At 52.5% G+C, this 15,189-nt stretch carries 10 protein-coding genes; 2 read left to right on the top strand and 8 right to left on the bottom strand.

The annotated features are described in order from the left end of the window. From B3P58_RS17165 to B3P58_RS17140, 6 genes are all read right to left on the bottom strand, one after another. A partial coding sequence (locus B3P58_RS17165) for a diguanylate cyclase domain-containing protein (protein WP_286719290.1) occupies nt 1-1,667 on the bottom strand: 1,667 nt, incomplete at its 3' end. A gap of 9 nt (nt 1,668-1,676) precedes the next feature. Beyond that, entirely contained in the window at nt 1,677-2,399 is a 723-nt protein-coding gene (locus B3P58_RS17160) for a methylamine utilization protein (protein WP_286719288.1), read from the bottom strand. An 86-nt stretch (nt 2,400-2,485) separates the two neighbouring features. Continuing rightward, nucleotides 2,486-3,103 (bottom strand): 3'-5' exonuclease, encoded by a 618-nt coding sequence (locus B3P58_RS17155; protein WP_145469402.1) that lies wholly within the window; start codon nt 3,101-3,103, stop codon nt 2,486-2,488. Next, nucleotides 3,103-4,902 carry a DUF294 nucleotidyltransferase-like domain-containing protein gene (locus B3P58_RS17150; protein WP_286719286.1) on the bottom strand — a complete coding sequence of 600 codons (1,800 nt, stop codon included), beginning with the start codon at nt 4,900-4,902 and terminating at the stop codon, nt 3,103-3,105. The genes B3P58_RS17155 and B3P58_RS17150 overlap by 1 nt, the downstream gene beginning before the upstream one ends. Before the next feature lie 163 nt (nt 4,903-5,065). Continuing rightward, a complete protein-coding gene (locus tag B3P58_RS17145; protein WP_145469400.1) occupies nt 5,066-6,727 on the bottom strand; it encodes a cation acetate symporter in 1,662 nt (553 codons plus the stop codon). A 9-nt stretch (nt 6,728-6,736) separates the two neighbouring features. Continuing rightward, nucleotides 6,737-7,051, bottom strand: coding sequence for a DUF485 domain-containing protein (locus B3P58_RS17140; RefSeq protein WP_230330670.1), 315 nt, complete (start codon nt 7,049-7,051; stop codon nt 6,737-6,739). 319 nt (nt 7,052-7,370) lie between these two features. Here B3P58_RS17140 and B3P58_RS17135 point away from each other — a divergent pair, with 319 nt between their 5' ends. Further along, the gene (locus B3P58_RS17135; RefSeq protein WP_286719283.1) at nt 7,371-10,691 is read left to right on the top strand and encodes a PAS domain-containing hybrid sensor histidine kinase/response regulator; all 3,321 of its coding nucleotides are present in this window, start codon (nt 7,371-7,373) and stop codon (nt 10,689-10,691) included. 102 nt (nt 10,692-10,793) lie between these two features. Here B3P58_RS17135 and B3P58_RS17130 read toward each other — a convergent pair whose 3' ends face one another. Both B3P58_RS17130 and acs read right to left on the bottom strand, forming a co-directional pair. Further along, nucleotides 10,794-11,468, bottom strand: a complete 675-nt coding sequence (locus tag B3P58_RS17130) for a response regulator transcription factor (protein ID WP_145469397.1) — start codon at nt 11,466-11,468, stop codon at nt 10,794-10,796. 168 nt (nt 11,469-11,636) lie between these two features. Then, nucleotides 11,637-13,589, bottom strand: coding sequence for an acetate--CoA ligase (gene acs, locus B3P58_RS17125; RefSeq protein ID WP_145469396.1), 1,953 nt, complete (start codon nt 13,587-13,589; stop codon nt 11,637-11,639). A 656-nt stretch (nt 13,590-14,245) separates the two neighbouring features. On the opposite strand from acs, the gene B3P58_RS17120 reads away from it, so the two are divergent. Further along, on the top strand, nt 14,246-15,189 hold a 944-nt coding region (locus B3P58_RS17120), incomplete at its 3' end, for a DcaP family trimeric outer membrane transporter (RefSeq protein WP_286719281.1).

The following is a 15,189-nucleotide window of genomic DNA, read 5'->3' as shown; positions in this document are numbered from 1 at the left end:
TTCTGCGGCTGATAGTACATCTGTAACTGGCCATCATTGTCGTTCAGCGCCTGCTTTAACGATTTCAGAAAATGCAGTTTCTGCAGGTGTTGCTGATCCATGCCGTCTTCATATAAAAACAGCGACAGCTTATGGCTGCGTGCATGTTCCAGCGCGATGTTTGTACGCCGGATTAACTGCGCGGCGGTGCTGGCCTGTGCCGGAAACAACACCAACCCGACCCTGACATCAATATTCACACTGATGCCATTCACATTCACTGGTGTCGCCATACTGTGCAGTATTTTCCAGCCGTGCGCCTCAGCCCACAGGTTGGTTGCCGTATCCGGACATGGAATTAAAAGAACAAATTCATCGCCCGCCACCCGTGCCAGCGCTCCTTGCTGGCTGAGCGCAGCCAGCCGCTGCGCGACGCGGGTCAGGCAGCCATCACCGACATCCGGGCCTAACGAATCATTGATGTTTTTAAATCCGCGGATATTCACATCGGCCAGCATAAATGACTCACCAGTCTCTACCCGCTGCTCGAGCTCACTCAGCATGCTGACGCGATTCAGAAGACCGGTAAGGCTGTCATGCAACGCCTGGTAACGGATTTTCTGCTCACGGCCAGCCAGGTCATTGTTCATGGTACGGAAAGCGGAAACCAGAGTCTGAATTTCATTATTGGCTCTGCGTGGCGGATCGATGCTGTGATATTCCCCGCGGGCTATCGCCCGGGCATCACGTACCAGCCGCTTCAGCGGTACGGTTAAACGGCGTGCCATCAGAGTACTGCCTGCCACCGCCAATAAAACAATAATCAGTGCCAGTTGCAGAATACGGTTACGTAAACGGACATATCCCTCAGAAGAGGAGCGCAGATCAGCAGACAGCACCACGCTTACCGGTACCGTATCGTGACGCGATATGGTCAGCCACTGACTGGCAAAACGCTGTGCAGCGTCATTCCCCCAGTAACCCAAAGCCTGTGCATAGCCAGGGGAGCTCATCGCCTGCAAAATCTGCTCATCCCCGGACAGCGATGATGAATACACCAGATTACTGACCCCTCGCGGAGAGCGCATACCCAGGCTTTGCTGTTCAACAAAGGTAACCTCAATACCGCTGCTGCGGGCCAGTTGCTGCGCCAGAGTCTCGTCCATACGGAAGCCAACCCCGGCAATAGCAATCACCCGCGGCGCCTGCACCGGAATCAGCAGCAACTGATAAATATGATTTCCCAGCACAAAAAAATCGGCACTGACCTCACCTTTAAGCGATTGTGCCAGTGCCGGGGCGTAGCTGAACTGTTCACCTTCACGCACATCGCTGTCAGTACTGGCCGTCACCTGACCGTTGACATCCACCAGAAACATCAGATCAGAACGGATACGGGAACCATGATTTTCCAGCATGCTCGCCACCGTGGCCTTATCCTGGCTGGCCAGCGCCTGCTTAAAACCAAAGTCAGAGACCAGTATTTCGGCCGACGTCAGCAGCTGCTGCTGACGCATGGCAACGGTGTTTTTAAACACCTCCACCGCCGCGCTCAGGTCATTATTTACTTTGCTGCGGATGGTTTCACCAGCACTGTAAAGTACCAGTGTCAGAATCGACAACGAGGTCAGGGCGGTCAGACCGGCGGTCAGCAGCAGAATCTGGCTGCGGAAGGTATTCAGCCTCATGCTGTGGCCTCAGCGGCGTAGTTTATTACCAAAGCCCTGCCCCTCCTGATGCTGCTCTGGCGCAGCAACGGCCAGTGACAGTGTTATTTGTATATGCCCGTCAGTCCGGGGCATGGTGTTCAGTTGCTGCAGAGTCAGAGTCTGCCGCTCATTCTCATTCAGCGACAATCTGGGGTGCCAGACGCTCAGCGTTGATGCTGCCGGCAGATCAGGTATACGGATTCGTCCATCCCCGTTACTGATGAAGGTATCGGCGCCGTCACTAACATAGATATAACCAACCATCTGGTCATGAATATTGCAGCCCAGCACAACCAGACCGGGCTGATCAAACAGTACCGGCTCTTTTGGTGTGTTGGCATATAAACGGATTTCAAAGATTTTCGGAGACGAAAAGGAGTAAACATGATGACGGATATTGTCGCTGTTGGGAAAGCTGACACGCTGCCCCTGCTGAACAATGAGAACAGAAGGCCGGAACTGTTTGTTCACCTGATCCATCACCGCTACCGGGATATTTCCTGCCGGGGCCTTTCTGACAGACGTTCCACGCACACTGACGACAACATCTGCCAGGGGTTTGCCCTGCTGATCGTGAAATTCCAGCACCAGCCCAGACTCAGGCTCAGCCCGGACAGAATGAACCTGAATAAAGGATAACAACAGAAACGTTGTCAGAACCTGCTCAGCCCATGACGGGCCGCCATGTCCCTGCCGGAATAATCGCCACACTTACCACCTCAGTCATCTGCAACCATCGCTTAAAAATAGTTGCAAACCGGCCTTAGCGCAAAGTATGAGATCCGGCGGGCAGCATATCAGCTGCGCTGATTGAAATGCGTCAGCTTGATATACATAAGTGCGGTCGAGATCACATCTCCCATGGCGGTATGGCGCTCAATAATGGGAACCTTCAGATCTTTGGCCAGCCCTTCAAAGGTCAGATCCAGCTGCAGCTCGGGGATATATTTACGCTTCTGGCGCACATAGAGTTCAGATACCTCGATAAAGCGGTTCGGCAACTGAAAATTATGCAATTGTTTGATATAGCGGTTAAGGATGGCGCGGTCATATTCGATATAAAAACCACAGATTGGCCGGTTTCCGACAAAATCCAGAACCTTCTCAATCGCTTCCGAAACAGCAACGCCCTGACGCCGGTCTTCGCGCCGCAGATAATGCACCCGCACCGCATTGGGGTCAGTTACAGCATTGGAATTAATGGTCAGATCCAGTGCTTCTGACAGGCGGATTTCTCCACCTTTTACCCGTACCGCGGCGACACTCAGCAGCTCGCCTTTTTTCTTATCGAAACAGCTGGTTTCGCAGTCCAGCACCACCACTTCATCGCCATCATAAGGCTCGGCCAGATGACGCCAGCGCCCTTCCGGTGGCATATAACCCGGCAGCTTTTTCAGCAACCAGAACGGCGCCATCAGAAATTCTCCAGATGATAATGATTGACCAGCAATTGCTTGAATTTTTTAACCCGGTGCAGCGCATGACGCAGCAAGCTGCGATCAACACTGCGCAGACTGTTAAGCTGCAGTTGCTGTGTCAGTCCCGGATTATCCGACCCGCTTTCCAGCTGCTGGCGCAGACGGATGCGTAAAAAGAACAGTAAAGCATCTTTAAGGCCCTGGGTTGTTTCATCGTCCAGAACGTTCAGCGCCTGTAATTTATCCAGTCGTTGCAGGGTATTGCAGTCGCTGATGGCATATTCAAATGCCAGCGCACGAACACCGTGAACCAATGGAAAAATGCCGCCTTTTTTAATATCAATGGTGCCGTGGTCTTCGCGGATTTTACCCAGAAAAGTCAGCGGCGTTTCAAACTGCAGGGCTGGTTTGGCAAACCAGGCCGATGTCATACTGGAGCGCAGTGCCTCGGTCTGCCAGCTGGCTTTTACCGGTACAAATAACTCCCGGTTCCCGCATACCGGTTCAGCGTCCATAAAAATCGCCATATTCATCATGGGTTCCGGACGACCAGAGCGCATCCAGCGCTGTACTTTGCCGACCCAGCCGTCAACGGTATTAATCCAGCTGTCGTTAATAAACATGACGCCCCCCGGACAGGGCGGATAACCAAAGTCGAGCAACGCCTGATGCAGGTTTTGCAATAGCGGCTGCACCGCTTCACGGTCATGCTCATTCTGCAGGATAATGGCGTTGTCCTGATCGGTTTTCAGTATCTGCTCTCCCCGGCCCTCACTGCCCAGAACCAGAATGCACACACTCTTTTGTAGCCGTTTGGGGAAAATAAGCTCAAATGCCCGCTCCATCAGGCGGCGGTTCAGTGTGGTAATCAGCTCCATAATCGCCACGACTTTTACCCCCTGGGTACTGAGGCTGTCGATCAGAACCTCAAGGCGCCGGGCAGCCACCACCAGTTCCTTCATGGTTTTGGCCTGCTCAATACGCATGGCAATAACATGAGAGTGTGTCGAGAACACACTGAGCATATCCATCAGTTCGAGCATACCGACGATATCGCCATCACGGGTGACAATAACCCGCTCAATATGATGCTGGGTCATCTTCAGCAGCGCACTGAACAGAAAATCTCCGTATTTCACTTCGACCAGATCAAACTGAGCAATATCAGCCACTTTACTTTGCTTGGTTTTATCGCCGAGCAAAGTGGCGCGCAGTAAATCGGTGCCGGTTACTATGCCGACCTGACGAGCGGTCCGAACCAGTACTGCGTCATATTTCTGCTCTTCCATAATGGCCGCAACCCGCGCCAGACTGGTCTGGCCGGTAACATAAACCGGCGGGCGTACACTGTCTTCATCGATGCGGGCAAGAATAAATTCAGAGACATCATTACTGCGCTGATCGACCAGTTCTTCCTGGGTGCCGAGATCGGTTTTGAAATAGATAGAAAAATCACTGGATTCATCCAGAAGCTGAATAAAATCTTTGGCGCGCAGTAAATAGCAGAGGGTTTCTTCTATCGCGGTGTAGCGGTGTTTACAGGAAGATTCCAGTACGGCACGTACGTCGAAGATATCCTCTTTGCCATACTGGGAAAAAACCTGCTGGCCGCTTTTATCGGTTTCTTCGACCACACCTTTGTAGACGATGTAGACCCCGGGAGACACATCTCCCTCATCCAGAATAACCGCACCGGCAGCAAAGAAAACCAGATCCAGGCGCTTGGTTAACCACCCCAGTTGCTGCTCAGACAAAAAACTGAACGGCGGCTGGTTAAGGTTTATCTGAATCGTCATAACCTGTCTCCTTTCTGCGGCGACAGCACCGCTTTCCATTCAGTATAAAATAAAAAAGACACCGTCACAGGACGGTGCCAAGGGGAGCCCCAGCTCGAGGCAATCGTACAGGCCGGCAAAACCGGCCAATATTCTCAGACCTGTTTACACCTATAAAACAGGTTCAGTGATCCGCTGCCTGTGCCGCACCCAACCCGGTATGCGAGCGCACAAACTGCTGATCAAATTTCTCCCGCTCCTGTGCTCCGGCGGCTGATTTATCTGTGATTGAGAAGTACCAGATCCCGGCGAAGGCAACAATGACCGAGAACAAGGCCGGGTATTTATATGGGAATACCGCACTTTCATTACCCAGAATCTGCACCCAGACAATCGGTCCAAGGATAACCAGAGAAACAGCCGTTAACAGGCCCAGCCAGCCACCGATCATGGCTCCGCGTGTGGTCAGGCGCTGCCAGTACATCGACAGAAACAGCACCGGGAAATTCGCACTGGCAGCAATAGCAAAGGCCAGACCGACCATAAAGGCGATATTTTGTTGTTCGAATAAAATACCCAGCCCTATCGCAATCACACCCAGCACCAGCGTGGTAATTTTCGACACCCGAACTTCTTCTTCATCCGTTGCATCCGGACGGAAGACATTGGCATACAGATCATGAGACACCGCCGAAGCTCCGGCCAAAGCCAGTCCCGAAACCACCGCCAGAATGGTGGCAAAGGCAACCGCAGAAATAAAGCCAAGGAACCAGTCACCACCCACTGCTTTTGACAGATGGATTGCAGCCATATTGTTGCCGCCGATTAAAGCGCCGGCTTCATTAAGAAATTCACTGTTGGTCGACACCAGAACGATAGCGCCAAAGCCGATAATAAAGGTCAGAATATAGAAATAGCCGATAAATCCGGTGGCATAAAAAACGGACTTGCGCGCTTCGCGGGCGTCAGCCACGGTAAAGAAGCGCATCAGAATATGCGGCAGACCAGCAGTACCAAACATAAGCGCAATACCGAGACTGATCGCAGATACCGGATCGGATACCAGACCACCCGGCCCCATAATGGCAATGCCTTTTTCGTGAACTTCGGTTGCCTGCTGGAATAAATTGCCCATATCAAAACCGACATAAACCAGTACCATCAGGGCCATAAAGCTGGCACCGGATAACAGTAATACCGCTTTAATAATCTGTACCCAGGTTGTAGCCAGCATACCGCCCATGGTGACGTACAGCACCATCAGAATACCCACCAGCACGACAGCATAGTCGTACGGCAAGCCAAACAGCAGTTGAATCAGTTTTCCCGAACCAACCATCTGGGCAATCAGATAAAGAGAAACAACACAAAGCGATCCAACAGCCGACAGCGTACGGATCTGGGTCTGTCCAAGACGATACGAAGCCACATCGGCAAAAGTAAACTTGCCCAGATTGCGCAGCCGTTCGGCAATCATAAACAGAATCAGTGGCCAGCCGACCAGAAAGCCGATGGAATAAATCAGGCCGTCAAAACCGGATAAATACACCAGGCCGGAAATCCCCAGAAAAGATGCCGCCGACATATAATCCCCGGCAATGGCCAGACCATTCTGAAAACCGGTAATACCACCGCCAGCCGCATAATAATCGGCGGCGGAACGGGTGCGACGACTGGACCAGACGGTAATACCCAGCGTAAAGGCCACAAAAATAAGAAACATAATAATGGCCGACCAGTTAGTGGCCTGCTGCTCTACGGCCCCGCTGATAGCATCGCCGGCAAAAGCCAGACTGCTCAGGGACAATAGTGGAAATAATGCAAAGGGTTTCAAACGTTTAAACATACGGATTCCTTAACCCTTCAGACATTCTTCAATGATGCGTTGATTTTCTTCATCAAATTCGGTGTTCGCACGTTTAACGTAAATACCGGTCAGCAGAAACGATGAAATAATAATAAAGACACCCATAGGGATTCCCCAGGTGGTAACGCTGCCCTGAGCAACCGGCTCGGCCAGAACGCCGGGAGCAAAAGCAACCAGCAGAATAAAAGAAAAGTACATCACCAGCACAATGGCGGAGAGTTTCAGGGCAAAGGATTTGCGCTTTGCCACCAGGATCTGAAAATCCGGGTGATCTTTAATTTTTTGGTAGACATCGGACTGCATGCCTGACTCCTGACAATGAATAACTCATTGGCATTCTACTCAACGGGGCCCGCCCCCCCAGCCCGACCATAGTCTCAGGAAGTACGCCGCCGGATCTTTCACCCTGTACGACCTTGGTCTAAGATCAGGACAGTGACGCAGAGTGAAAACAGGGGCTCGTGTTAAGCTCCCCAGAGGCAAAAAAAATACAACAAGGAAAGCTATGATTCCGGCCTGGCAGCTCATTTCAATTTCTGTGTTATACATTGGCACGCTGTTCGGTATTGCCTGGTACGGCGACCGCCGGGCTCACAGCGGCAGACCGGTGCACAACACCGGTATGATTTACAGTCTGTCGCTGGCGGTTTATTGCACCTCCTGGACCTTTTATGGTGCTGTAGGCATGGCTGCCACCAGCGGCTGGATGTTCCTCAGTATTTATATCGGCCCGATTCTGTTTCTGCTTTTTTTCTGGCGCATGCTGGGGAAAATCATCCGCATTGCCAAAGAAAAACGCCTGACCTCCATTGCCGACTTTATTGCCACCCGTTACGGCCGTGATCACACCCTCGCCATTCTGGTAACCATCGTCGCAGTGCTTGGTGTTGTGCCTTACATCGCACTGCAACTCAAAGCCATTGCCACCACTTTTGAGCTGGTCACACAGCCATTGGGCGCCGACAGCGGCGGCCCGATTTTTTTCTGGCAGGACACCGCCTTTCATATCAGCTGGGCGATGGCGCTGTTTGTCATTGTGTTTGGTACCCGCGACATTGACGCCAGCGAACAGCATCCGGGGATGATTCTGGCGGTTGCCTTTGAATCGATGGTGAAACTGCTGGCGATTCTCGCGGTGGGAATCTGGGTGATGACGTCCCTGTTCGACTCGCCGCTGGATTTATTCACCCTGTCCAAAACAGTGATGCCCGACCATGCGCTGTTTAACAGCGATGTGATCTCCCTTGCCTTTATTCTGCAAAGCCTGCTGGCCGGGTTTGCCATTCTCTGCCTGCCACGTCAGTTTCAGGTTGGTGTCATCGAGAATGAATCGGTGCGCCACATTCATACCGCACGCTGGATGTTTCCGCTGTATCTGGTGCTGATGCTGTTGTTTGTTGTCCCCATCGCCTTAACCGGCCATTTATTTATGCGCGATCTGGGATTTGCTCCGGACACCTATGTACTCAGCCTGCCGGTTTCCCTCGGTCAGGACGTTCTGGCCATTATTGCGTTTATCGGTGGCGGCAGCGCGGCGACCGGTATGATCATTGTGGCAACCATTGCCATCAGCACCATGGTGTCAAACGAGCTGGTGCTGCCTGCGTTCTTCCGTAATACCCAACAACAGAGTGATATTCAGCAATCATCCAGTGTGCGCACACTGGTACTGACCGTGCGCCGCATGGTGATTGTGGTCATGATTCTGGGTTCCTATCTGTTTTACCGCATGGTCGGGGAATTTGAATCGCTGGCAGCTATCGGCCTGTTGTCTTTTGCCGCCGTCGCGCAATTTGCCCCACCACTGATCGGTGGTCTGATCTGGCAGGGAGGTAATCGTCAGGGCGCTATTGCCGGGTTACTGAGTGGCACCTTTATCTGGATTTATACCCTGCTCTGGCCGGTACTGGCGCAGGGCATTGAACAGAGCAATACAACGCCTTATCAGATGCTGGGACTGAATCTGGATGATTTCAGTTTCGGCGTGATACTAAGCCTGTCGGTTAACGTATCGCTGTATATTTTCTTCTCGGTGGTCACCAACGCCTCTGTGCGGGAACGTATGCTGGCCTCCGACTTCACCAGCACCAAGGCTCTGAATCCGGGTAATCAGGTGGCTCCGTCGTTCACCTGCAAAGTGGATGATGTTCGCGTGGTGCTGGAGCGGATTCTGGGCTACAAAAAAACTGAATCTTTTTTTGCCGACTATCAGGCTCATCACGGTATTCAGTACGACCATGCCATGGCATCCAGCGATTTGCTGCACGATGCCGAGAAATTACTGGCCTCGGTGGTCGGCTCATCTTCTGCACGGGTTATCTTCTCGACCTTATTAGGTGGCGAGCAGATTCAGATCCGCGATCTGGCCTTCCTCGCCAGCGAAGCCAGTCAGGCCTTTGCCATGAGCCGCGAGCAATTGCAGGCTGCGGTAGAAAATCTGCATCAGGGCGTCAGCGTGGTTGACCGTAATCTCAATCTGGTGGCCTGGAACCGGCGCTATCTGGAGCTGTTTAATTACCCTCCGGGCTTTATTCAGGTGGGCAAGCCGGTTGCCGACATTATTGCGTTTAATGCCGAGCGCGGTTTCTGCGGCCCCGGCAGCATAGAGCAGCAGGTTGCACGCAGAATGCGTTTTTTAAGTGCCGGCTCCGCCCATCAGTTTGAACGCCTGCTGCCGCATGGTGTAGTGATATCCATGCAGGGCCATCCGATGCCGGATGGTGGTTTTGTTACCAGCTTCACTGACATTACGGTTCACCGTAAAGCCGAACAGGCTTTAAAAGAAGCCAATGTAAGCCTTGAACGCCGCGTCGAAAAAAGTACCCAGCAGCTGGATGACCTGACCTCGCAGCTGATCGAAGCCAATACCAGTAAAACCCGGTTTCTGGCCGCTGCCGGACACGATCTGATGCAGCCGTTAAATGCCGCTAAATTATTTGCCTCGACCCTGGCCCAGCACAATTTATCGGAGGAGCAACGCCATCTGCTGACCCATCTGGAAGGCTCACTGCAATCGGCTGAAGATGTGTTATCGGTGCTGGTTGAAATATCCAAACTGGATGCCGGAGCTATTGAACCCAGCCTGCGGCCTATTCAGTTAAGTGCCGTGCTAAAACCCCTGCGTGATGAATTTACCGCACTGGCGGCGGAGAAAGGTCTGGTGCTGCGTTTCCGCCCCTGTGATTACTGGGTATTAAGCGACGCGCACTGGCTGCGCCGTATCGTGCAGAATCTGCTCAGCAATGCCGTGCGCTATACCCATAAAGGCGGCATTCTGCTTGGCTGCCGTAAGCGCGGTGAGCAATTGGTTATCGAAGTCTGGGATACCGGTCCGGGGATTCCGCGCTCTAAGCTGGGGGAGATTTTTGGCGAATTCAAACGTCTTAATCAGGGCAAGCAGGACAGCAAAGGACTGGGATTGGGGCTCGCCATTGTTGATCGTATGGCTAAGCGTATGGGACACAGCGTGGAAGTCGATTCCTGGGTGGGTAATGGCACCCTCTTCCGTATCACCCTGCCACTGACCGAAGCCGATGTGGTGAAGCAGGATAACCGCGACCAGCAGGCGCGGGTGTCCGGCAGTTTTGAGGGCTTACAGACTTTCTGTATTGATAATGACGCTGAAGTTCTGGCCGGTATGAATGCCCTGCTCAGCAGCTGGCAATGTGAGGTTTTCAGTTGCAGCGACGAGCACGAAGCTGAACAGGTGCCATTCAAGCCGCAAATCATGCTCGCTGATTACCAGCTCGACAACGACGTCACCGGCCTGCAGGTAATGTCGATGCTGCGCCGTCATTTTAATGAGGATATTCCCGGCGTATTAATCTCAGCCGATCCACGACCGTCAGTTGCAGAAGAAGCCAAATCTCTCGGCTTCTATTTCCTGAAAAAACCGGTACGCCCTGCGGCATTACGCGCTCTGATCCGCCGTCTTATCCGCTGAATAATGCGGCAGCCGACCAGAGCATAAACGGCGGCAAGAGCATAAAAAAACAGGAGCAATGGCTCCTGTTTTTTTATGCTGCTTCTGACTGGCAGACGACGGTCAGACCTGAGTTGCCATCAGGGTATCCGGTTTTTCAAAATCCAGACTCTGCACCGAAATAACGGCCTGGGTACGGGTGCGCACACCCAGTTTACGGAAAATGGCCGTTACATGAGCCTTGATGGTGGCTTCGCTGACGTCCAGATCGTAGGCGATCTGTTTGTTCAGCATGCCTTCCGACATCATGGTCAGTACACGGAACTGTTGTGGTGTCAGACTGGCGAGACGTTCAGCCAGATCCAGCGCATTCTGGTTTGGCTGATGCTGATGGCGACGTGCAGCATCGGGCAGATAGATATCCCCCTGTAACACCATTTCAATGGCTTTGGCGATATGTTCCAGCGGTGACGATTTGGAAATATAACCGGACGCTTCATGATCGATCGCCTGACACATAATGGCCGGATCTTCACAGGCCGAGACAACGATCACCGGAATTTCCGGGTAATGTGACCGCAGAAAAACCAGCCCGGAATAACCGTGCGCTCCCGGCATCTGCAGATCCAGCAGAATCAGATCGGCGTCTTTATGCTGCTCCACCACCTGCTGCAATTCCGGCAGCGATTCTGCCTGTTCAATCGTAACATCGGGCACCAGCTGTTTAACCGCCTGCTGCATAGCCGTGCGGAATAATGGGTGATCATCAGCAATGATGATTTTTTGTGCGAGCTGCATAGTCCCCTCCGGAGAATCCTGCTCAGCGGTTTAACCGCTGACTATTGTTATTGTGCGACATTTTATCAGCAGATGCTTGTGTCCACTGTAAAAACGCAAAAAACTGCCCAGAGAATTCTCTGGGCAGCTCCGTCAGACACGCAATGATGACTTAATCATCCGTGCTGGTCATCCGCGATTCAGGCGCTTGTCGATCAGTGATTCCACCACCGACGGATCGGCCAGAGTAGAAATATCTCCCAGAGAATCATGTTCGTTAGCAGCAATCTTACGCAGGATACGGCGCATAATTTTGCCTGAACGGGTTTTTGGCAGCCCCGGGGTAATCTGAATCAGATCGGGTGCCGCAATCGGACCGATTTCGGCACGCACCCAGTTGCGCAGTTCTTTCACCAGCTCTTCGCTCGATTCTTCACCGGCATTCAGAGTGACGTATACGTAGATACCCTGGCCTTTGATATCGTGCGGATAACCCACCACCGCAGCCTCAGCTACTTTCGGGTGTGCAACCAGCGCACTTTCTACTTCAGCGGTACCCATGCGGTGACCGGATACGTTGATCACGTCATCCACACGGCCGGTAATCCAGTAGTAACCGTCTTCGTCACGACGCGCACCGTCACCGGTAAAGTACATGCCACGGAAAGTAGAGAAATAGGTCTGCACAAAACGCTCATGATCGCCGTATACAGTACGGGCCTGACCCGGCCAGCTGTCGATCATCACCAGGTTACCTTCAACCGCACCTTCCAGCAGCATACCGGAGTTGTCTACCAGTGCTGGCTGCACACCAAAGAACGGACGGGTTGCTGAGCCTGGTTTAGCATCGGTAGCACCCGGTAACGGGGTGATCATGATGCCGCCGGTTTCAGTCTGCCACCAGGTATCGACAATCGGGCAACGCTCTTCACCGATAGTACGGTAATACCATTCCCAGGCTTCCGGGTTAATCGGCTCACCCACCGAACCCAGCAGACGCAGGGATTCACGGTGCGTGCCTTCAACGGCTTTCGCGCCTTCGGCCATCAGCGAGCGGATCGCGGTCGGTGCGGTATAAAGAATGTTGACCTGATGCTTATCAACAATCTGCGAGAAACGGTTGATGTCCGGATAGTTCGGCACACCTTCGCACATCAGGGTCGTACCACCATTAGCCAGCGGTCCGTACAGCAGATAGGTATGACCGGTAATCCAGCCCACATCGGCGGTACACCAGTAAATATCGCCATCGTGATAGTCAAAAACGTACTGGTGGGTAATAGACGCCCACACCATATAGCCACCGGTGGTATGCAACACACCTTTAGGCTTACCGGTGGAGCCGGAGGTATACAGAATAAAGAGCGGATCTTCAGCGCCCATTTCTTCTGCCGGGCAATGCGGAGAAGCCAGGCTCACCAGATCGTGATACCAGACGTCGCGGGCCGGATGCCAGGCGACATCAGAGCCGGTGCGTTTAACCACAATCACTTTTTCCAGTGAGCGGATCGCCGGATTGGTCAGCGCTTCATCCACGTTGGCCTTCAGTGGCACTTTCTTGCCACCACGCACACCTTCGTCTGAAGTGATGACGATTTTGGCGTTACTGTCTTCGATACGACCCGCCAGAGCATCCGGCGAGAAACCACCAAATACTACCGAGTGAACGGCACCAATACGGGTACAGGCCAGCATGGCAACCGCGGCTTCCGGAATCATCGGCATATAAATACAGACGATATCGCCCTTGCGTACGCCCTGACCACGCAGCGCATTGGCAAAGCGGGAAACTTCTTCATGCAGCTCTTTATAGGTGATATGACGATCCTGACCCGGATCATCGCCTTCCCAGATAATGGCGGTCTGATCACCGCGGGTTTCCAGATGGCGATCCAGACAGTTGGCTGAGGCATTCAGCGTACCGTCTTCAAACCATTTGATGTTGACGTTGTGATCGTCAAACGACACGTTGCGCACACGGGTGAAAGGTTTTATCCAGTCAATACGCTGTTCTGCCTGCTCACGCCAGAACCCTTCCGGGTTGATGACGGACTGCTGGTACATCTGCAGATACTTCTCGTTGTTAATCCAGGCGGAATCAGCAAATTCCGGTTTGACTGGATAAACCTTCTGGTCGCTCATAGCGTTCTCCCTAAGTGATTATTTTTAAAGCTCGCTAGTGCCCGGCGGCAATGTATATCTTATGACTCATATTGAGTGACCGGCCGCTCTTCCCCAAATTAGACAATGGTCTATCGGCGAAAAAACCGGGCAATCAGGCGCGGATTACAGACGATCAACCTTCAGCTCCCTTACTTCTGGCCAGATTGCCCTGATGCATCCCTTTTAAACCAGGCATCCGCTTTCCGGCTGTGTGCCGGAATACAAATACCAGTATCTGTTTAATACCCCTGAATGAAACGCTGAACCAGTGTTTCTTTATTACTTATCTTGCTGATATCTAAAGGAAAACTGATCAGTCCGCATATTACCCCGGATATTCACCTGTGCCTGTCCCGAATGAATAACATGCAACCAAAGATCTGAAGCGACTGAAGTTAACGGTATAAGCTGCTTGACGGAAATATGCTCATACCCACCGCTCATCCGCACCAGAACGGCACACAAAGGTCCGTTCCCGCTGCTGCTGTAAAGCGCCGACACTTATCCGTAGTTCAGCAGAGAGTTAGTAAGTACTTCTACTTAACGCCTTGCAGCTTCGACCTTTGGCTAATGTCGTCGCACAGAAACTGTGCACCATAGTGAGCAGGCACAACTATGATAATAAGGAGAGCGACATGCGTAAGACTTCTGCAATTCTGTTGGCCGCGGCACTGCCGATGGCTGTTCAGGCAGCAAATACCGAGTTCAGCTATGGCGGCTATATCAAGATGGACGCCATGATGAGCACCTATTCCGATGGTGATATTGGCGCAGGCAGCCTGGGTCGTGATTTTTATGTACCGTCAACCATACAAACCAGTGGCGGTACCGGCGAAGAAACCAGTAGTGTCGACTTCAGTGCCAAATCGTCACGTCTGAACTTTAAAACCGTTACCACCACCGACAGCGGTGAGAAAGTAACCGGTTTTATTGAAATGGATTTTCTGACCACATCCGGTAACGAGGTGGTTTCCAATTCCAACAGTCCACGTCTGCGCCATGCGTTCTTCACCTATAACAATCTGACTTTTGGTCAGACCTGGTCGACGTTTATGAACGTTGGCGCCCTGCCAGAAACCGTAGACTTTCTCGGCGTAAGTGACGGTACTGTATTTAACCGTCAGGCACAGATCCGCTACACCATGGGTGACTTCCAGTTTGCTCTGGAAAACCCGGAAACCACACTTGTTACAGCACCTGCCGCCCCAGGAGCGCCAGGTACACTGACAACCGATGATTCCGGTCTGCCTGATATCGTTGCCCGTTATAACCTGAAGGCCGGTGATCATGCGTTTACCGTTGCCGCCATTGCCCGCCAGTTTGCGGTACAGGATGGTGCACAAAACGGTGTAGACGAAACCGCTAATGGATTCGGTGTCAGCCTGTCCGGTATGGTCAAAATCGGCGCCGATGACCTGAAGTTCAGCTATACCACCGGTGATGTTGCACGTTACGTGGGTCTCGCCGCTGCTCAGGACGCTATTGTCGATGCAAGTGGCGACATTAAAGCCACGACCGTTAATGCTGCCTTTGTTGCTTACCGTCACTTCTGGAACGATAAGATGCGCAGCACCATCGC

Origin of the sequence: Thalassolituus sp. UBA2009 (genome assembly GCF_002335285.1) — a bacterium.
GTDB lineage: Bacteria > Pseudomonadota > Gammaproteobacteria > Pseudomonadales > Oceanobacteraceae > Venatoribacter > Venatoribacter alkanivorans.
The sequence above is the reverse complement of the archived record's forward strand: the minus strand, read 5'-3'. Positions and strand labels throughout refer to the sequence as shown.

Coding starts and splice junctions, on each gene's coding strand:
- B3P58_RS17135 (WP_286719283.1), top strand. CDS start 7,371: ATGATTTACAGTCTGTCGCTGGCGGTTTATTGCACCTCCTGGACCTTT.
- B3P58_RS17155 (WP_145469402.1), bottom strand. CDS start 3,103: ATGGCGCCGTTCTGGTTGCTGAAAAAGCTGCCGGGTTATATGCCACCG.
- B3P58_RS17130 (WP_145469397.1), bottom strand. CDS start 11,468: ATGCAGCTCGCACAAAAAATCATCATTGCTGATGATCACCCATTATTC.
- B3P58_RS17150 (WP_286719286.1), bottom strand. CDS start 4,902: ATGACGATTCAGATAAACCTTAACCAGCCGCCGTTCAGTTTTTTGTCT.
- B3P58_RS17145 (WP_145469400.1), bottom strand. CDS start 6,727: ATGTTTAAACGTTTGAAACCCTTTGCATTATTTCCACTATTGTCCCTG.
- B3P58_RS17140 (WP_230330670.1), bottom strand. CDS start 7,051: ATGCAGTCCGATGTCTACCAAAAAATTAAAGATCACCCGGATTTTCAG.
- acs (WP_145469396.1), bottom strand. CDS start 13,589: ATGAGCGACCAGAAGGTTTATCCAGTCAAACCGGAATTTGCTGATTCC.